The sequence below is a fragment of the Hydrogenophaga sp. T66 genome, from assembly GCF_057219855.1.
This window is the reverse complement of sequence record NZ_JBXVVX010000001.1, coordinates 1,506,045-1,524,689: the sequence shown is the minus strand read 5'-3', so window position 1 is coordinate 1,524,689 and position 18,645 is coordinate 1,506,045. Positions and strand designations below refer to the sequence as shown.

Sequence of the window (18,645 nt, the reverse complement as noted above, 5' to 3'; positions counted from 1 at the left end):
CACCATTTATGCGGCGTTTCGGCGGCATCCGAACAGCGTCGACCGCGCTTGGCACCCGAGGCCGGTGTCCGTGGCCTCCCAGTGTGCGGTGATTGGAAGTAGTTCGTTTGGCGTACCGTGGTTGCTCAGTGGATCGGGGGCTTGACTGGCCTACAGCCAACGCTTGTTTCCGACACTTACATCCTGGCGGCTTTGATTCATGCGGGTTGCCGCCGTGCCTTCTGTTTGCAGCGGGACAAGGCCAGACGTCGTCTTCGCCAAGCCGTGTGGTGCTCGCCACGGCGCCTGCTGGCTGTGGTGGGTGGGAGGTCGGTGGTGACCCAGCTCAGCGCGACCAGATCGTTCAGCCCCGATGTTTGGGTTGCCCTGGTCAGTCTCTGCGGGTGCGAATCCACTGGAGCTGGCGGCGGGTCAGGAATGCCGCGTAGACGGGAACTTTGGCAAGCACGTACAGGGGAATCGTGCAGAGTTCGCCAGCCCGGATCCAGCGCCGACCCACACGCCACCACCCGGTCAAGACGATGATTCCCGTCGCGGCAGTCGCCGTCGCGCCTGACATCACCAGCCAGGCAGGAATCCATCCGAGTCCAAAAAGTGCAGTCACCACCGCCAGGAACCCTGCCAGCGCGAGAACCAGCAACGCCAACGGGGGCACGCTCATGTCCACCACCATGGCCAGCAGGGCAAGGTCTCGCTTGGTGACGGCTTTCCAGAGCAGGCGTGGTGCGGTGCCGACCATCATGCTCAAGTGGCCATGCTCCCATCGCTGTCGCTGGGAGCGGGCACCTTGTTCGTTGGCTGGAAACACGCTGGTGACCACGGCGTCAAACCCGTGCACCGGAGCCAAACCTGCGCTCGCCAGATCGAGACCCAGCTTGAGGTCTTCCACCAAATGTCCATTGGCCAGAGAGACTTTCTCCAGCGATGCCCAAGGAAAAGCCATCCCGCTGCCCATCAGTTGGCAGGGCAAGCCGAGACGCCGAAAACCCTCGCTGCGAAAGCGTGACCGGAAATCCCACGCAAAAGCAGCCATGCGCTGTTTGAGTCCGGCCGATTCCGGCGGAAGCATGTCGTATCGACCCTGCACGGGTCGATCGGCGTGCAGTGCCCGGTTGACCAGCCTGTCTACGGCACCGTCTTCGGCATGGCAGTCCGCGTCCAGGACCACCACGACCGCTGGTGGCGCCAATCTGAGCTGATCGACACCGTGCGCCAGTGCATAACCCTTGCCGCGGTGATGAGGGTCGTGTCGCTCCGTCACTTCAGCGCCTGCAGCGCGGGCCCGCCGGGCGGTGCTGTCCGTGCAGTTGTCGGCAATCACCAGCAATCGACCCGTTGGACCTAGCTTGCTGAGGGTGTGTCGTACCGTGTCTTCAATGATCGCCTCTTCGTTGTGCGCGGGCATCAGGATCACAAATTTGCCAGCACCGCTGGTGCACTCGGGCCCTCGTGCATCTGGCCGGGCTGGCAGGAGGTTGGCCAGGGCTTGCACGGCCAACACCAGAACGAACATCCAGAGCAAGACCAGCGGACCCAGCAGGATGAGAGTCAAGGCCGTGGTCACAGGCACTCCTCAAACATGCGGAGCAGCTTGCCCGCTTCCACATTCGCATCGTGCCTCTCCCTCACCCGCGCTCGCGCGCGGGTTCCCATGGCCGTCAGATCGGCTGCAGACAGAGCCAACGCCTGCTCCATCGCATCCGCGAGGGCATGCACATCCCCCGCAGGCACCAGCCATCCGTCTACGCCTTGTCTGACCAACTCTGGAATGCCCGCAATGCTCGTGGTGATCACCGGACGCCCCAAGGCCATCGCTTCCATGATCACCACCGGAAGCCCTTCAGCGAAGCTGGGCAGAACCATGATCCGGCTGTTGATCAAGGCATCTTTCACGGCGTCACTGCTGATCCAGCCGGTGATGTGGACCTGGTCGCCGAGGCGGTGGGTATCGATGAATTGCTCCAGCACGCCCCGCATTTCCCCGTCGCCCGCCAGCACCAATTTCAGTCGAATGCCTCTGTCCTTCAACTGCCGGACGGCCTCCAGCAGAAGGAATTGACCTTTTTGTTCGCACAGACGGCCCACACAGACAAAACGGGGTTCATCGGGGGGCGGCGTGATTTCCGCCGGGGCGAGAAACGATGCTTCCAGTCCGCAGTGAACCACCCTGACCTTCTTCCATTGCCCATGGTCGATCCATCGATACAACTGACTGCGTCCAAAAGAACTGATCGCCACCACGTGCGCGGCGTGATCGATCTTCTCGGCCAGATGGAGCCCCAGCGGCCTGTCGAACTCCTCGGGTCCGTGCACCGTGAACGAATAGGTCGGTCCGCCGACCATCCGGCACAGCATCGCCACTTCAGCCGCGTTGGTTCCAAAGTGCGCGTGAAGGCGATCGATGCCCTCGGACTGACACAACAGCGCCAGCCTGCAGGCCTCGGCCAGGTAGACGAGGTGGTAGGCGAAGCCCTTGTCCGACATCTGGGTCAGGTGGCTGGCCATTCGTAAGGCTTTTATCCAGGCTGCGGGCCGAGTCATCAGGATGCGAAGCATCGCGGGGAACAGACCGGCCAGCCCCTGTCCCAACAGATAGGTCGTCCGTGCGCGTTCATCGATGTCGCGGGGATCAACCAGGGGGTCGTCCCAGCCGCGCACGGCGAACCGCACCACGGGTTGCCCCAAAGCTTCCAGGGCCTGGATCTCGCGCCGGATGAAACTGTGACTGACTTTGGGGTATTGATTCGTGAAATAGGCAATTCGCATCACGGTGTTCCTCGGCGGCGCCATGCGCTGACGGAGATCAATAGAAGGCCGCCAATCTCCAGCCAATGGCTCAGCGTTGTCGCCAACGGCATACGCCCCGGCAGCAAGTCAATGTGCTGAAAACGCGACAGTCGCAGAAGCGCGTATGCGCCCAATCCGGCCGTCCCGAGCATGGCCCCGGATGTGATGGCGGGGGCGCGACGAATAAGCGCCCCTGTCAGCACAAGGAGCGCCAGGCCCGTGGCTCCACCGGCGAGTACCGCGCCGACTTGAAGGGTGTGGCGTTGGGCGTACCAGCCCTGCTCGAGAGCCAGCGCGCGCGCGCTTTGGATCATCAGCGTTTGCAGGTCAAGCTGTTTGTTGAGCCCGAGTCCAAACAATCCCAGGAGAAGCAACTTCCAGAACAAGCGTTCTCGTCCCGTGTCCGGATTGGGTTGCCAGGTCGGCTGGTGACCCACGAGCCTGCAGGTCAGCACCGTGGCCACCACGTAGAGGACGACCGTCAACCAGCCCCGGAAGTCAGGATCGCCGGCGGATGTGGTCCAAACATCGATTGGAGAGGGTGGCATGAATCAGCCGCTTGGAAGCAAGGGTAGGCTGCGTCGCCCGGTCATTTGTATTCGATGATCTGGCTGCTTCTTCCGCGCCATCGTTCGCGGTGGAATTTCCACGCGCCCTGCGCTTCAGCAAACTTCCCCAGCAGCAGGAAGCCACTGGATACCGCTGATCCACTGCGCAGTGCCAGTCTGATCCATTGCAGGGGATAGATCAGGGAAGCCATCAGCGCCCAAGGTCCCAGAACCAGAGTGCTCAAGGCCAGTGCGGCAGGCATGTAGCCGCCCCACCAACGGGCTCGCCTCGCTTCGGTCACCCAGTGCCGTTCGGGACCGCCGCCATGGATCCATGCGCCCTCCTCGAAGGCGTGTCCCGCCCGCATGCTGCGCTTCCACCACTGGCCGAATCGCGTCATGGCGGCGTCGTGCCAGGTCATGTCATGGTCAAGTCGGCGCAGTTTCCACCCCAGGCGCCGCAACCGAAGGCACAGTTCCGGCTCCTCGCCGGCGATGAGTTGATCTCGAAACCCACCGCTGACCTGGAGCGCACTCATCCGCATCATGGCGTCCCCGCCGCAAGCCGTTGTTTCTCCGAGCGGGGTGTTCCACTCTTCATCGCAGAGGCGGTTGTAGACGGAGCGTTCGGGAAAACGCTCGCGGCGTCGTCCGCACACAACCGCGTAGGCGGGGTGATCTCTCAGGAATGAGCTCGCCACATCAAGCCAGCCAGGCACGACCTCGCAATCACCGTCGACAAACTGCACCAATGACACCGTGGCATCAACTTGCATCAGATGCCGCCAGCCTTCGTTGCGCGCGCGCGCGGCGGTGAAGGGGCGTTGCATGTCGAGGTCGACAACCTGCGCACCCATGGCTCGCGCCATGGCGGGAGATCCGTCGGTGGAACCCGAATCGACGTAAACCACCAGCGCCGCCTGGGGCAGCACCGACTCCAGGCAGCGGCGCAAGCGTTCCCCCTCGTTGCGGCCGATGATCACGACCCCCAGGCTTGTCGTGCTCATACATTCGTCTCCGATAGGCGGCTATAGCTCCGTCTCTGACCTGCATTCCATTCACCGGGGCGCAGGCGTTCTCGACGCCAATCGGGTTGAACGGGCACGGTCATGGTGTGCAGAGGGGTCGAAGACGCTGGTGCGGGGCGTGGCAGGGGGGGGCTGGCCGGTGGCGGTCAGTAGGCGTTCTTGCCGGTCAGCGCACCGAGGGTTCTGACGAGGATCGTCAGATCGAGCCACACCGACCAGTTGTTGATGTACTCGATGTCGGCCTCAATCCGCTGCTGCATCCGCTCGATTTCATTGGTTTCGCCACGCAGGCCGCGCACTTGCGCCAGACCGGTGATGCCGGGCTTGATGTTGTGGCGCGCAAAGTACGCGCTGATCTGCTTGGAGTACTCGGCGTCGTGTTGGACCGCGTGAGGACGGGGTCCAACCAGCGACATGTCGCCTTTGAGCACATTGAAGATCTGGGGGAGTTCGTCGAGGCTGGTGCGTCGCAGAAAACGCCCGACTCTGGTGACGCGGGGATCATCCCGGGTGGCTTGCTTGACCTGGCCACCTTCCGGCTGGTGAACGTACATGCTCCGGAACTTCCAGATGTGAAACACCTTGCCACTCCAGCCTTTGCGCGCTTGACGGAAAAACACCGGGCCTTCGCTGTCAAGCCGCACGGCCACCGCGATGATCAGAAGCACTGGCGCGATCAGCAGCAGGATGAGGATGGCCAGCACGCGGTCTTCCACGGCCTTGAACAGGAGGCGTGTGCCCGTCAGGGGTGTTTCTGACAGGGTCAGCACGGGAAGTCCGGCCATTTCCTTCACGCTGTGGTTGACCAGCAGCAGAGAAAAAATGTCCGGCACCCAGTGCACCGCCACGTGACGGTCGAGCAGCTGGAAATGCACATCCTCGATCAGGTCTGACTCGCCCAGCGGGATGGCGAAGTACACCGAGCGCACGTCGTGCGCGTCGATCGTATCGAGCAGATGCTCCACGGACCCGATCACCGTGGGGTCGCTGAGACCGGCGAAGTCCGACGGCTCAAACAGGCCTGCACCGGCCCCGGCCCGGCGCGTCGACCCGGATTCCGGCAGCGCCAAGCACCCGACCACCCGCTGGTTCAGCCAGGGGTTGCTGGAGATCTTGTGGTGGAGGTAACGGGCCAGCTTTCCGTTGCCGATGATCAACACGTTCTCGCTCGGGACGGCGCGCAGCAGGATGCGGGTCTGCACTTGCCGGCTGATTGCGTGAAGCATCACCTGCAAGAGGTAGCCGCCCAGGTAGAGCTGTCCCAGCAACAGCCGTGAATACGTGTCGGTCTGTTTGGTCACGAAGCCAACCACCAGCAGAAACGCGAAGGCCAGGGACCAGGCTTTGAGCAGGGTCAGCGCCTTTCGGGCGAGGCTGCTGTTGCTGCGGTAAACGCCAAACTGGTCGTAGGCAAAAATCATTCCGATGGCCAGCAGCAGCACCAGCACCGAGTACTCGGAGGTCAGGTCGCCGACCTTGTGATCGACCAGGATGAGGGCCAGGACGATCACCGCGGCCAAATCGAGCAAAGTCTGGACGGCGGTGGAGATGCTGCCCCGGCGCTTCAGAATGGACCGGGCGGGGCGGTGGGGGAGAGCCATAGTACGGAAGTATAGGGGGGTGCTACTTTTTGAAGCATGACATGGGTCACGGATCGCATCGCAATCGCGGCGGTCTCAGCGGTCGCACGGGCCGACCAGCGACACGGTGGGGGGTAAGGCATTTCACGGTGATGGTCCCGGTGGTCGGAGGGGAGTGCGGTGGCTCCGCCACAATCCAACACTTGTCGAGGTGGCTGGGCGCGAGGCGATGGCAATGGATCGGATGGAATGCGTGGTCGTGGGCGCTGGCGTGGTGGGTCTGGCGGTGGCCAGGGCGCTGGCGCTGGCTGGGAGAGAGGTGTTGGTGCTGGAGCGCGAAGCCGCCATCGGCACCGGCACGAGTTCGCGCAACAGCGAGGTCATTCACGCGGGCATTTATTACCCGACCGGGTCGCTGAAGGCTGCCTTGTGCGTGCGGGGCAAGGCATTGCTGTACGACTACGCGCAATCCCGGGGTGTGGCGCACCGGCGCTGCGGCAAACTGATCGTCGCGCACACGCCGGGGCAGGTGGCGGGCTTGCCCGCCATCGTGGCCCGGGCGGCCGCCAACGGTGTCTCGGATCTGGAGTTGCTGTCGGCCGCGCAGGCCACAGCCGTGGAGCCGGCGCTGGCGTGCGAGGCGGCGGTGTGGTCGCCGTCGACCGGAATTGTGGACAGCCACGGCCTGATGCTGGCGCTGCAGGGGGATCTGGAGCATGCGGGTGGGCAAGTGGTGTGCCACAGCGGGGTTCGCGCGCTTCGTCGCTGCGCGGACGGTTGGCTGGTCGAGGCCGAAGACGGCACCGAGCTGTGGGCGGAGGTGGTGATCAACGCGGCCGGGCTGGGTGCCTGCGGTCTCGCCGCGCGCACCGAAGGCTTGCCGTCTTCTGCGGTGCCGCGTGCGTGGTACGCCAAGGGCAATTACTTCACGCTCGCCGGCCGGGCGCCCTTCTCGCGCCTGATCTACCCGGCGCCCGAGCCGGACCGGCACCTGGCGGGTCTGGGAGTTCATCTCACCATCGACTTGGGCGGCCAGGCGAAGTTCGGGCCCGATGTGCAGTGGGTGGACGACCCGACCGACCTCGTGGTCGATCCGGCCCGGGGTGAGGCGTTTTACGCGGAGGTGCGGCGCTACTGGCCCGCCTTGGCGGATGGGGCTTTGCTGCCGGGCTACGCCGGCATGCGGCCGAAGATCAGCGGCCCCGGTGAGCCGGCGGCCGACTTTCGCATCGACGGACCGGCCCAGCACGGCCTGCCCGGCTTGGTCAACCTGTTGGGCATCGAGTCGCCCGGCCTCACGAGTTGCCTGGCGATTGGCGAGACGGTGGTCGCGCGGCTCAGCGCCTGAGCGCCGCGATCGCGCGCGCCGCGGCTGGCACAAGCGCCGGGCCAGCGTAGATGAGGCCGGTGTAGATCTGCACCGCGTCGGCACCCGCCCGGATCTTGCCCACGGCGTCGTCGGCCGACATGACCCCGCCCACGCCGATGATCGGAAACTCGGGGCCGAGGGCTTGCCGCAGCGCGCCAATGACGCGGTTGCTGGCCTCGCGGACCGGCGCGCCCGACAGCCCGCCAGCCTCGCTGGCGTGCGGCAGCCCGGCAACGGCCTCGCGGGACAGGGTGGTGTTGGTGGCGATCACGCCGAGTGCGCCGCTGGCGCGGCCGGCGCTGTCGCAGCCATGGCGCTTGAGCGTGTCGGCAATGACCGCCACTTGGCCGTCGTCCAGGTCGGGCGCGATCTTGATGAACACCGGAGCGCGGCGGGCGTGGCGCTGGGCGAGTTGCTCGCGCCGCTCCATGACGGCGCCCACCAGGGCCTCCAGCGCCGCATCGCTTTGCAGGCTGCGCAGGTTTTGCGTGTTGGGGCTGGAGATGTTGACGGTCACGTAATCCGCGTGGGGATAGACGCCGTCCAGACAGATCAGGTAGTCCTCGGTGGCCCGCTCGATGGGCGTGCTGGCGTTCTTGCCGATGTTCAGCCCCAGCACCATGGGAGCCGCGCCGCCGCCCTGGCGAAAGCGGGCGCGCTGCACGTTGGTGAGAAACGCATCAAGCCCGCCGTTGTTGAAGCCCAGGCGGTTGATCAGCGCCTGCCGGGCGGGCAGGCGGAACATGCGCGGCTTCGGGTTGCCCGGCTGGGCCTTGGGTGTGACCGTCCCGACTTCCACAAAGCCGAAGCCCATCGCCGCGAGTCCGTCGATGCACCGCGCGTTTTTGTCCAGTCCGGCGGCCAGACCGACCCGGTTGGGCAGACGAAGGCCGGCGAGCGTGAAGGGATCCTCGACGCGGTCTTGCCGGTACACACAGTTCAGGGGCGAGTGCTGTGACCGCGCGATCGCGCCGAGCGTGAGATCGTGGGCAGCCTCAGGGTCAAGGCCGAACAGAAAGGGCCGCGCGAGGCCATAAGGGAGAAGGGACATCGGATAATCGCGGGTTGGCGGTCGACTCAGCAGCCGCGGATTGTCTCAAATGACCCAAGACGAACTCAAAGCCCTCGTGGGAGAGGCCGCGCTGGCCTATGTGGTGCCCGGTGAGGTGGTCGGTGTGGGCACCGGTTCCACCGTGAACAAATTCATCGACGCGCTGGCCCGTCTGAAGGACCGCATCCCGGGCGCGGTGTCCAGTTCGGTCGCGTCGACCGAGCGCCTTCAGGCCCTGGGCATCCGCGTGTTCGATGCCAATGAGGTCGGTGACCTCGCGGTTTACATCGATGGCGCGGACGAGATCGACGGCCGTGGGCACATGATCAAGGGCGGCGGTGCCGCGCTCACCCGCGAAAAGATCGTGGCGGCACAGTCGCGCCGCTTTGTCTGCATCGCGGACGCCTCTAAGCGCGTGGAACGCCTGGGCGGATTTCCTCTGCCGGTGGAAGTGATTCCGCTGGCCACCGCCCGCATCGTGCGGCAGTTTGCTGCGATGGGCGGGCAGGCCGCGGTCCGGCGCCGCCCGGATGGTGCCCCGCTGGTCACCGACAACGGTCAACACATCGTGGACGTGCGCGGTTTGGTCATTGACGATCCGCTGGCGTTCGAGTCGGCGGTGAATCAGTGGCCGGGGGTGGTAACGGTCGGTGTGTTTGCCCACCAGAAGGCCGACGTCTGCCTGCTCGGCACGCCCGAGGGCGTGCAGACCATCACCTATTGAGCGCGCCGCCGCGGCGGCGTCCGCTCAGAAGCGGATGCCCGCTGGGTTCGTGACCGGTGGCTCGACCGGGATCGGGGCCGGTTCGGTGCTGGCCGCGCTGGTACCGCGGGGTCGCGCCGGTGAGCCGGCGGGGGGCGCGTCCCCCGTGGCAGCGGGCGCGGCCGGGCGGCTGACCGCCACGAGGGGCTCGGCGGCCGGGCGGCGGTAGCTCGATGGCAGTGTGATCCGCGCGGGATAGCCGGCGGCGTTCAGGTATTGCGCCCACTCGACTTCCGAGAAGCCTTTGAGCTGTTGCGTCCCGATCGTCAGCAACGGCAGACCGGTGTCGCCGCCGGCGATGCGCTGGAAGGCCGCGATGTCTTCGGCTGATGTGACGGTCTTCTCGCTGAACGGGATGCCACGGCCCACGAGGTAGTTGCGACCGCTGTTGCACGGCGGGCATTCGGCGGCCGTGTACAGCAAGACCGGGTAGCGGGACGCCACGCGCTGCAGCTCGAAAGGCAGGCCCGCGCCACCGCCGGTCGGCGCCGCGCCGGTCGCCGCGGCCGGGCGGACGGGCGTGGCGGCGGGCGGTGGCTGGTCGGAGAAGGTCACGCGCCCGTCCGGCCCGACGATGCGGTACACACCTTGCGCGAGAGCGGTCGTGGCGAGCAGCGCCCCCACGGTGGCGATGAGGGCGTGGCGCCCGGTGAACACGGTCATTCGGAACTCCCTACAACGGCGGACGGCGTCAGGCCATGCCCTGGTGACGCAGCAGCGCATCGATCTGCGGTTCGCGACCGCGAAACGCCTTGAACGACTCCATCGCTGGCCGGCTGCCGCCCGCTTCCAGAATGGCCTGACGGTAGCGCCGGCCGGTGTTCACGTCCAGCGGTCCGCGACCGCCGTCCGCGCCGGCCTCCTCAAAGGCGGCATACGCGTCGGCGCTCAGCACCTCGGCCCATTTGTAGCTGTAGTACCCCGCGGCATAACCGCCGGCAAAAATGTGGCTGAAGGTATGCGGGGTGCGGCTGTAGGCCGGCGGCTTGAGCACCGCCACCTCGCTGCGCACGGCATCGAGCAGCGCGAGGATCGCGGCGCCATCGGCTGGCGGCGTCTGGCTGTGCAACAGCATGTCGAAGAGGGCGTATTCCACCTGGCGCAGCGTCTGCAGGCCGCTTTGGAAGTTTTTGGCCGCCAGCATCTTGTCGAACAGCGCGCGCGGCAGCGGCTCGCCGGTGTCCACGTGGGCGGTCATGTGGCGCAGCACCTCCCATTCCCAGCAGAAGTTCTCCATGAACTGGCTGGGCAGTTCCACCGCGTCCCACTCCACGCCGCTGATGCCGGAGACGTCGCGTTCGTCCACCTGGGTGAGCAGGTGGTGCAAACCGTGGCCGAACTCGTGGAAGAGCGTGATCACGTCGTCGTGCGTGAGCAGGGCGGGCTTGCCGTTCACGCCTTCGGCGAAGTTGCACACGAGGTGCGCCACCGGCGTCTGCAGGCGGCCGGTGTCCGGCCGACGCCAGCGGGCGCGCACGTCGTCCATCCACGCGCCGCCGCGTTTGCCGGTGCGCGCGCCGGGATCCAGGTAAAACTGTCCCACAAGCTGACCGGCACGCTCGATGCGGTAGAAGCTCACGCCGGGGTGCCAGGTCGGGGCCGTGTCGGGGCGGATCGCCACCTCGAAGAGCGTCTCGACGATCTGGAACAGCCCACTCAGCACCTTGGGCGCCGTGAAGTAGGGTTTGACTTCCTGCTCGCTGAAGGCGTAGCGCGCTTCCTTGAGCTTTTCGCCGATGTAGGTCCAGTCCCAGGCCTGCGGTTCGGTGATGCCGAGCTCGCGCACGGCGAAGTCGCGCATGTCCTGCAGGTCGCGTTCGGCGTGGGGGCGGGCGCGGCGGGCGAGGTCGCGCAGAAACTCGACCACCTGCTCGGGCGTGTCGGCCATCTTCGGCACCAGCGACACGTCGGCGAAATGGCGGTGGCCCAGCAGCGTCGCCTCTTCCTGCCGCAAAGCCAGCAGCTCGGCCATGATGGCCGCGTTGTCGAACCGAACGGCGTCACCGTCGGCCTGGTCGCTGGCGCGCGTCACGTACGCACGGTAGAGCTTCTCGCGCAGCGCGCTGCGGTGGGCAAACTGCATCACCGGCAGGTACACCGGCATCTTCAGCGTGAGTTTGTGGCCGGCGCGGCCCTCGGCTTGCGCCGCGGCGGCGGTGGCTTGCTTCACGTCGTCCGGCACACCATCGAGCTCGTCGGTGTCGACCCACAGGGCCCAGGAATCGGTGGCGTCGAGCGCGTTTTCGCTGAACTTCTGGGCGAGTTCCGCCGAGCGCTCCTGGATGGCGGCGAACCGGTCCTTGGCGGCGCCGCGCAGTTCCGCGCCCCCGAGAACAAAGCCGCGGATGGCGTTGGTGTGGGCGCGCGCCTGTTCCGGGGTAAGGCTCGCGGGGTCCATGGCCTTGTACTTGGCGTACAGACGCTCGTCGGCCCCGAGGCGGGTCCAGAAGTCGGTCACGCGGGGCAGGGCGGCGTTGTAGGCGGCCCTCAGGGCGGGCGTGTCGGCCACGCTGTTGAGGTGGCTCACCGCGCCCCAGGCACGCGACAGGCGTTCGGTCGCCACGTCCAGCGTGCGCGCCATCGCGCCCCAGTCGGCAGGGAAGTCGGCGGCGGTGACCGCTTCCAGCGCTGCGTCGGCTTCGGCCAGGAGGGCGTCGATCGCCGGCGCGACGCCTTCGGGCGTGATCGCGTCAAAGTGGGGCAGGTCGCGGAAATCGAGCAGGGGGGCAAGGCTGTCGGCGGGGGTGCGGTCGTTCATGGCGTCTCAGATGGGGAAACGGGTGCCGGAGTTCAAGCCGCCCGGGGGCACGATCAGCGCGGTGAGGTCTTCTTGACGCTTCTCTGGCGAACTTTGGCGCGCTTGATCTGACCGCCGGGGGTCAGCCGCTGGTTGCCCAGCACGCGAACCACCTTGATCTCGGGCTTCTGGCCGCCGCGCTTGCTGAACTTCACGACCTTCACGTCCTTCGGTCCCGGCATGCGGTCCTCATCGACGGCCCGGGCCTTCTCCGGGACCGGGCGCCAGAGCACGAGCAGCTTGCCGATGTGCTGGATCGGTGCGGCATCGAGCTCGTCGGCCAGGGTGGCCAGCATGCCTTCTCGCGCGGCGCGGTCGTCGCTGAGCACGCGAATCTTGATCAGACCGTGGGCCTTGAGGGCCGCGTCGGCCTCTTTTTTGACGGCGGCGGTCAGGCCCTCGTTGCCGATGTGGACCACCGGGTCGAGGTGGTGGGCGTCGGCGCGGTGCACCTTGCGTTGGGCGGGCGTGAGTGTGATTTGGGGCATGGGACAATTATCGTTGACGCAATCCACCGGCGGGCGCATGGGCATCAAGGTCAACACGAAGAGCAAGAAGGTCAACAAGGCCTGGCTGAACCAGCACGTCATGGATCCCTACGTCCAGCGGGCCCAGAAAGAGGGCTACCGCGCCCGGGCGGCCTACAAGCTGCAGGAAATCGACGAGCTGATGGGCCTGGTGCGGCCTGGCATGGCGGTGGTGGACCTTGGGTCCACGCCCGGCGCCTGGAGCCAGTACCTGCGCCGGCGCATGAACCCGCAGGGCGCCGCGGTGGGCGAAATGCAGGGCGCCATCGTCGCGCTTGACCTCCTGCCCATGGAGCCGATCGAGGGTGTCCAGTTCATCCAGGGCGATTTCCGCGAGGCTGACGTGCTGCAGGCTCTGGAGGCGGCCCTGGCGGAGCGCGGGCTCGAGCGGCTGGACCTGGTGGTGTCCGACATGGCGCCCAACCTGTCCGGCATCGGCAGCGTGGACGCCGCCCGGATCACCGACCTCATCGAGCTCGCCGTCGATTTCGCCCGGCAGCACCTCAAACCGGAGGGGGCGCTGGTGGTCAAGCTGTTCCATGGTGGGGCCTACGACCCGGCCGTGGCCTTGTTTCGCGACACCTTCCGGGTGGTCAAACCGGTCAAACCCAAGGCCAGTCGCGACAAATCGGCGGAAACCTTTCTGGTGGGGCGGGGTCTGAAAGTGGCGCCGGGTCGTTGAGCCGGCGCCGTTGGTCCCCCAGTTTTTGCCTAACCCCGCAATTGACACAACCAAGTCGTCTTTGGACGGCACGCGCGCTTGAAAGTCCTAGAATGGGATGCACATGCGGTGTTGACATTTGTCGTGCCGCTGATCGCGCAACCAGGAGCTGCCCTTGAACAACCAATGGTTTTCGAAAATCGCCGTGTGGATGGTCATCGCCATGGTGCTTTTCACGGTCTTCAAGCAGTTCGACACCCGCGGCCCCGCTGGTGCCGGCTACATGGGGTACTCCGAGTTTCTGGATGAAGTGAAGGCTCAGCGCATCAAGAGCGCGACCATCCAGGAAGGCCAGGGCGGCACCGAGATCGTCGCGATCACCACCGACGACCGTCGCGTGCGCACCACGGCAACCTACCTCGACCGCGGTCTGGTGGGCGACCTGATCAACAACAACGTCAAATTTGACGTGCGTCCGCGCGAAGAGGGCTCGCTGCTGATGACCCTGCTGGTCAGCTGGGGCCCGATGCTGCTGCTGATTGGCGTCTGGATCTATTTCATGCGCCAGATGCAGGGTGGCGGCAAGGGCGGTGCCTTCAGCTTCGGCAAGAGCAAGGCGCGCATGCTCGACGAGAACAACAACAACGTCACATTCGCCGACGTGGCTGGTTGTGACGAAGCCAAGGAAGAGGTGAAGGAAGTTGTCGACTTCCTGAAAGACCCGCAGAAATTCCAGAAGCTGGGCGGCCGCATCCCGCGTGGTCTGCTTCTGGTCGGTCCGCCCGGCACCGGCAAGACCTTGCTGGCCAAAGGCATCGCCGGCGAAGCCAAAGTCCCGTTCTTCAGCATTTCGGGCTCCGATTTCGTCGAGATGTTTGTCGGCGTGGGCGCGGCCCGCGTGCGCGACATGTTCGAGAACGCCAAGAAAAACGCCCCTTGCATCATCTTCATCGACGAAATTGACGCCGTTGGCCGGCAGCGCGGTGCGGGTCTGGGCGGCGGTAACGACGAGCGTGAGCAGACCCTCAACCAGATGCTGGTGGAGATGGACGGCTTTGAAACCAACCTGGGCGTGATCGTGGTGGCCGCCACCAACCGGCCCGACATTCTGGACGCCGCGCTGCTGCGCCCGGGGCGCTTCGACCGACAGGTCTACGTCACGCTCCCCGACATTCGTGGCCGCGAACAGATCCTGAACGTCCACATGCGCAAGATCCCGGTCGGCACCGACGTGAGCGCGTCGGTGATCGCCCGCGGCACCCCTGGCATGAGCGGCGCTGACCTGGCCAACCTGTGCAACGAGGCCGCCCTGATGGCGGCGCGCCGGAATGCCCGCACGGTGGAAATGCAGGACTTCGAGAAGGCCAAGGACAAGATCCTCATGGGCCCGGAGCGCAAGAGCATGGTCATGCCCGAGGAGGAGCGTCGCAACACGGCTTACCACGAAGCCGGGCATGCGCTCATCGGCAAGCTGCTGCCCAAATGTGACCCGGTGCACAAGGTCACCATCATTCCCCGTGGCCGAGCGCTGGGCGTGACCATGAGCCTGCCGGAAAAGGACCGCTACAGCTACGACCGCGAGTTCATGCTCAACCAGATCAGCATGCTGTTCGGCGGCCGGATCGCGGAAGAGGTGTTCATGAACCAGATGACCACCGGCGCGAGCAACGACTTCGAGCGCGCCACACAGATCGCCCGCGACATGGTGATGCGCTACGGCATGAGCGATGCCCTGGGTCCCATGGTGTACGCCGAAAACGAAGGCGAGGTGTTCCTGGGCCGCTCGGTGACTAAGACGACCAACATTTCGGAGCAGACCATGCAGAAGGTCGATGCCGAGGTGCGTCGCATCATCGATGAACAGTACAAGCTGGCGCGCGACCTGATCGAGCTGCACAGCGACAAGATGCACGCGATGGCCAAGGCCTTGCTGGAGTGGGAAACCATCGACGGCGAGCAGCTTGAGGACATCATGGCCGGCAAGCCGCCGCGGCCGCCGAAGGATTTCGTGCCGCGCAATCCCAACGTGGGTGGTGGCGGCGGCGGTGGCTCGGGCGCGGTGACCACCGACCCGGCGCCCAACGCGGCCTGATCGGCGCTAGCTTTCCACACACGGGGCCTCGGGCCCCGTTTTCACGTCCATGATGCCCATGCACTGGCACACCGCGCGCTTCGCCATCGACCTGACCCAACCCCGCGTCATGGGGATCGTCAACGTCACGCCCGACTCTTTCTCCGACGGCGGCCAGCACGCCGATGCCCGGGCGGCGCTGCGTCACTGCGAGCGCTTGCTGCGCGACGGGGCTGACATGCTGGACATCGGTGGTGAATCAACCCGACCGGGGGCGCCCCCGGTGTCGCAGGACGAGGAACTGGCGCGGGTGTTGCCCGTGGTGCGTGGCGCGGTGTCGCTGGGTGTGCCGGTGTCGGTGGACACCTACAAGCCGGCGGTGATGCGCGCGGTCCTGGATGCGGGGGCCGACATCATCAACGACGTGTGGGCCCTGCGGCGGGAGGACGCGCTGGCGGCGGTGGCGGCACACCCGGCGTGTGGCGTGTGCGTGATGCACATGCATCTGGAGCCGCAGACGATGCAGGTCGCGCCGATGGCCGGCGATGCGGTGGCGGCGGTGCGCGGGTTCCTGCGGGAGCGCGTGGCGGCGCTGCAAGCCGCCGGCGTGTCCCGCGCGCGCATCGCGCTGGACCCGGGCATCGGCTTCGGGAAAACGGTGGAACAGAACTTCGCGCTGCTGGCCGCTCAGCCGGCGCTGGCCACCGAGGGCATGCCGTGGCTGGTGGGCTGGTCGCGCAAGTCCTCCCTGGGGGCGGTCACGGGCCGCGCGGAGGCGGCCCAGCGGGTGGCCGCGAGCGTGGCGGCGGCGGTGCTGGCTGCCGAGCGCGGCGCGCACATCCTGCGGGTGCACGATGTGCGCGAGACGGTTGACGCGTTGAAGGTGCTGGGCGCGGTGCGGGCGGCCAGCACCGCGCACTGAGCCGTTTCGCTCAACGGGCGGTGGTGGGCAGCTTCAGGTCTCCCTCCAGCGCGCCGAACACATCACCCAGCACACCGGGCGTGCTGCCAGCCAGCCCACCGACGCCCTGCAGGCGGAAGCTGCCGTCGGCGCCTTCAAACCGCCCGGTGCCGCCGACGAAGCGGCCCTGGCCCTCCTGAGGTCCTGAGATGCTGCCGTCGGCGCTGCGCTGGAAGCGGCCTTCGAGTTGCCCGAGCAGCGTGGCGCCGTCGTCAAAGCGGTAGCGCAAGTCGATGCGCATGCCGAACCAGTTGTCGCCTTGCGGCCCCGTCATCTGGCCGCGGACCTCGAGCGTGGCGGGTTCGGGCCTGCCGCCGAGCCGGAACATGGCGACGCCGCGGCGGATGTAGCCGGCACCTTCGTAACGGTCGAACGCGTGGGCCTGACGCCAGCGCAGCTCTTCGGCGTGGGCCACCGCGGGGGTGAGGGTGATCAGCGCGGCCGCGGCGCAGGCGGCGGTGAGCGTGAGGCGGGTGAGGCGGATGAGGGCGGCGGGGTGACGGGCGGTCATGGTGTCTCCAGTGGGCGCGGCATGGGATGGGATGGGATAGCGCAGGACAGGCGCCCGGCAGGGCGCAGACCCATTCTGGAAACCGGTGGCGGCCGCGTCTTGACCTGGCGCAAGCAGGGCGCGGGGATAATGCGCGCCTTCGCTGGCTTTTGATCTGCATCATGACCCGCCACTACTTCGGCACCGACGGCATCCGCGGCACGGTTGGCCAAGCCCCGATCACCCCCGACTTCGTGCTGCGCCTGGCGCACGCCGTGGGCCGTGTGCTCAAGCGCACCGAGGTCCATCCCACCGTCCTGATTGGCAAAGACACGCGCATTTCCGGGTACATGCTGGAAGCGGCGCTGGAGTCGGGCTTCAACTCGGCGGGCGTGGACGTGGTGCTGCTCGGACCGGTCCCCACGCCGGCGGTGGCCTACCTCACCCGGGCGCAGCGCGCCAGCCTCGGCGTGGTGATCTCGGCCAGCCACAACCCGTTTGCCGACAACGGCATCAAGTTCTTCAGCGCCCAGGGGACCAAACTGCCCGACGCCTGGGAGCGTGAGGTGGAGGCTGCGCTGGACGAGGCGCCGGTGTGGGTGCCCGCGGCGCAGTTGGGCAAGTCGCGGCGGCTGGACGATGCGGCCGGTCGCTACATCGAGTTCTGCAAGAGCACCTGCCCAAACACGTTCACGCTGCGCGGCCTGAAGATCGTGGTGGATGCGGCCCACGGTGCGGCCTATCACATCGCTCCCGCGGTGTTTCATGAGCTCGGCGCCGAGGTGGTGAAGATCGGCTGCGCGCCGGACGGCCTGAACATCAACGCCGGTGTGGGCGCGACCCATCCCGAAGCGCTGGTCGCCGCGGTGCGCGAGCACCGGGCCGACGTCGGCGTGGCGCTGGACGGCGACGCCGACCGCCTGCAGATGGTGGACGCGCAGGGCCGCCTCTACAACGGGGATGAATTGCTGTACCTGATGGTGCGCGACCGCCTGGCGCGGGACGAAGACGTGCCGGGCGTGGTGGGCACACTGATGACCAACATGGCGGTCGAGGTGGCGCTGAAGGCGCGGGGCGTGAAGTTTGTGCGGGCCAAGGTGGGTGATCGCTACGTGCTGGAGGAGCTGGAACGCTGCGGCTGGGTGCTGGGCGGCGAAGGGTCGGGCCACCTGCTGGTGCTTGACCGCCACACCACCGGCGACGGCCTGGTGTCGGCGTTGCAGGTGCTCAGCGCCTGCGTGGACAGTGGCCAGTCGATGGCGCAGCTGCTGTCGGAGGTGACGCTGTTCCCCCAGACCCTCATCAACGTGCGCCTTCAGCCCGGACAGGACTGGAAGGCCAATGAGCGGCTGGCCAGCGAGACGGCCGCCGTGGAGGCCGAGCTGGGCGACAGCGGCCGGGTGTTGATCCGGGCCAGCGGCACCGAGCCGCTGTTGCGCGTGATGGTGGAAGCGCGCGACGCCACCGTGGCGCGCCAGAGCGCCGAGCGCCTCGCCGACACCGTGAGGGCCGGGTGATGGCGGCCGCTGTCGAGGTGCGGCGGGCGGATTACGCCGATCCCCGCGATGCGCAGGCCGTGGTCGATCTGCTCGATGCCTATGCCCGCGACCCGGCTGGCGGCGGCGAGCCCTTGTCGGCCGCGGTGCGCGGGCGCCTGGTGGCTGAATTGGCGTCGAGGCCCTGGGCGTTCAGCGTGCTGGCCTTCGACGCCGGCACGCCCGTGGGCCTGATCAACTGCCTGGAAGGCTTCTCCACGTTCAAGGCCCGACCGCTGGTGAACGTGCACGACGTCGCCGTGCTGGCCAGCCACCGGGGCCGGGGCATCGCCGAGGCCATGATGGGCGAGGTGGAACGCATCGCCCGCGAGCGCGGTGCCTGCAAGCTGACGCTGGAGGTGCTGTCGGGCAACGCGCCGGCCATGCGCCTGTACCAGCGCATCGGTTTCGCCGGCTACCAGCTCGACCCGGCGATGGGCACGGCGCAGTTTCTGCAGAAGTGGCTCTGAGACGCCG

Annotated in this window: 17 protein-coding genes; 7 read left to right on the top strand and 10 right to left on the bottom strand. The window is 66.8% G+C overall.

The window, feature by feature from the left end:
* Window positions 1–370: 370 nt before the first annotated feature.
* The 5 genes from AC2D80_RS07050 to AC2D80_RS07030 all read right to left on the bottom strand — a co-directional run bounded on the left by AC2D80_RS07050 (window position 371) and on the right by AC2D80_RS07030 (window position 5,964).
* Complete coding sequence (locus tag AC2D80_RS07050; RefSeq protein WP_484632260.1) at window positions 371–1,564, bottom strand: glycosyltransferase family 2 protein; 1,194 nt, start codon at window positions 1,562–1,564, stop codon at window positions 371–373.
* On the bottom strand, window positions 1,561–2,766 hold the full coding sequence (locus AC2D80_RS07045) for a glycosyltransferase (protein ID WP_484632656.1): 1,206 nt from the start codon (window positions 2,764–2,766) through the stop codon (window positions 1,561–1,563). The genes AC2D80_RS07050 and AC2D80_RS07045 overlap by 4 nt, the downstream gene beginning before the upstream one ends.
* The gene (locus AC2D80_RS07040) at window positions 2,766–3,335 is read right to left on the bottom strand and encodes a hypothetical protein (RefSeq protein WP_484632259.1); all 570 of its coding nucleotides are present in this window, start codon (window positions 3,333–3,335) and stop codon (window positions 2,766–2,768) included. The genes AC2D80_RS07045 and AC2D80_RS07040 overlap by 1 nt, the downstream gene beginning before the upstream one ends.
* Before the next feature lie 41 nt (window positions 3,336–3,376).
* The gene (locus AC2D80_RS07035; RefSeq protein WP_484632258.1) at window positions 3,377–4,342 is read right to left on the bottom strand and encodes a glycosyltransferase family 2 protein; all 966 of its coding nucleotides are present in this window, start codon (window positions 4,340–4,342) and stop codon (window positions 3,377–3,379) included.
* A 167-nt stretch (window positions 4,343–4,509) separates the two neighbouring features.
* Window positions 4,510–5,964 carry an undecaprenyl-phosphate glucose phosphotransferase gene (locus AC2D80_RS07030; protein WP_484632257.1) on the bottom strand — a complete coding sequence of 485 codons (1,455 nt, stop codon included), beginning with the start codon at window positions 5,962–5,964 and terminating at the stop codon, window positions 4,510–4,512.
* Between the two features lie 214 nt (window positions 5,965–6,178).
* On the opposite strand from AC2D80_RS07030, the gene AC2D80_RS07025 reads away from it, so the two are divergent.
* A complete protein-coding gene (locus AC2D80_RS07025; protein WP_484632655.1) occupies window positions 6,179–7,291 on the top strand; it encodes an NAD(P)/FAD-dependent oxidoreductase in 1,113 nt (370 codons plus the stop codon).
* On the opposite strand, the gene AC2D80_RS07020 is transcribed toward AC2D80_RS07025, so the two are convergent.
* Window positions 7,281–8,363 carry a quinone-dependent dihydroorotate dehydrogenase gene (locus AC2D80_RS07020; RefSeq protein ID WP_484632256.1) on the bottom strand — a complete coding sequence of 361 codons (1,083 nt, stop codon included), beginning with the start codon at window positions 8,361–8,363 and terminating at the stop codon, window positions 7,281–7,283. The genes AC2D80_RS07025 and AC2D80_RS07020 overlap by 11 nt on opposite strands.
* Window positions 8,364–8,412: 49 nt before the next feature.
* Here AC2D80_RS07020 and rpiA point away from each other — a divergent pair, with 49 nt between their 5' ends.
* On the top strand, window positions 8,413–9,087 hold the full coding sequence (gene rpiA / locus AC2D80_RS07015; protein ID WP_484632255.1) for a ribose-5-phosphate isomerase RpiA: 675 nt from the start codon (window positions 8,413–8,415) through the stop codon (window positions 9,085–9,087).
* Window positions 9,088–9,111: 24 nt separating this feature from the next.
* Here the strand turns inward: rpiA and AC2D80_RS07010 are convergent, their stop codons facing one another.
* From AC2D80_RS07010 to AC2D80_RS07000, 3 genes are read right to left on the bottom strand one after another with little or no spacing between them, the layout of a single operon-like run.
* On the bottom strand, window positions 9,112–9,789 hold the full coding sequence (locus AC2D80_RS07010) for a glutaredoxin family protein (protein ID WP_484632254.1): 678 nt from the start codon (window positions 9,787–9,789) through the stop codon (window positions 9,112–9,114).
* Between the two features lie 28 nt (window positions 9,790–9,817).
* Window positions 9,818–11,884, bottom strand: coding sequence for a M3 family metallopeptidase (locus AC2D80_RS07005; RefSeq protein WP_484632253.1), 2,067 nt, complete (start codon window positions 11,882–11,884; stop codon window positions 9,818–9,820).
* A gap of 53 nt (window positions 11,885–11,937) precedes the next feature.
* Complete coding sequence (locus AC2D80_RS07000) at window positions 11,938–12,411, bottom strand: YhbY family RNA-binding protein (RefSeq protein ID WP_484632252.1); 474 nt, start codon at window positions 12,409–12,411, stop codon at window positions 11,938–11,940.
* 43 nt (window positions 12,412–12,454) lie between these two features.
* On the opposite strand from AC2D80_RS07000, the gene AC2D80_RS06995 reads away from it, so the two are divergent.
* From AC2D80_RS06995 to folP, 3 genes are all read left to right on the top strand, one after another.
* A complete protein-coding gene (locus tag AC2D80_RS06995) occupies window positions 12,455–13,132 on the top strand; it encodes an RlmE family RNA methyltransferase (protein ID WP_484632654.1) in 678 nt (225 codons plus the stop codon).
* Window positions 13,133–13,286: 154 nt separating this feature from the next.
* Window positions 13,287–15,203, top strand: coding sequence for an ATP-dependent zinc metalloprotease FtsH (ftsH, locus tag AC2D80_RS06990; protein WP_484632251.1), 1,917 nt, complete (start codon window positions 13,287–13,289; stop codon window positions 15,201–15,203).
* Window positions 15,204–15,261: 58 nt separating this feature from the next.
* Window positions 15,262–16,104 (top strand): dihydropteroate synthase, encoded by an 843-nt coding sequence (folP, locus tag AC2D80_RS06985; protein WP_484632250.1) that lies wholly within the window; start codon window positions 15,262–15,264, stop codon window positions 16,102–16,104.
* Between the two features lie 10 nt (window positions 16,105–16,114).
* Here the strand turns inward: folP and AC2D80_RS06980 are convergent, their stop codons facing one another.
* Window positions 16,115–16,654, bottom strand: a complete 540-nt coding sequence (locus AC2D80_RS06980) for a hypothetical protein (RefSeq protein WP_484632249.1) — start codon at window positions 16,652–16,654, stop codon at window positions 16,115–16,117.
* 161 nt (window positions 16,655–16,815) lie between these two features.
* Here AC2D80_RS06980 and glmM point away from each other — a divergent pair, with 161 nt between their 5' ends.
* Window positions 16,816–18,150, top strand: coding sequence for a phosphoglucosamine mutase (gene glmM / locus AC2D80_RS06975; protein WP_484632248.1), 1,335 nt, complete (start codon window positions 16,816–16,818; stop codon window positions 18,148–18,150).
* Complete coding sequence (locus AC2D80_RS06970; RefSeq protein ID WP_484632247.1) at window positions 18,150–18,638, top strand: GNAT family N-acetyltransferase; 489 nt, start codon at window positions 18,150–18,152, stop codon at window positions 18,636–18,638. Before glmM ends, AC2D80_RS06970 begins: the two co-directional genes overlap by 1 nt.
* The last annotated feature ends 7 nt before the right edge of the window (window positions 18,639–18,645 follow it).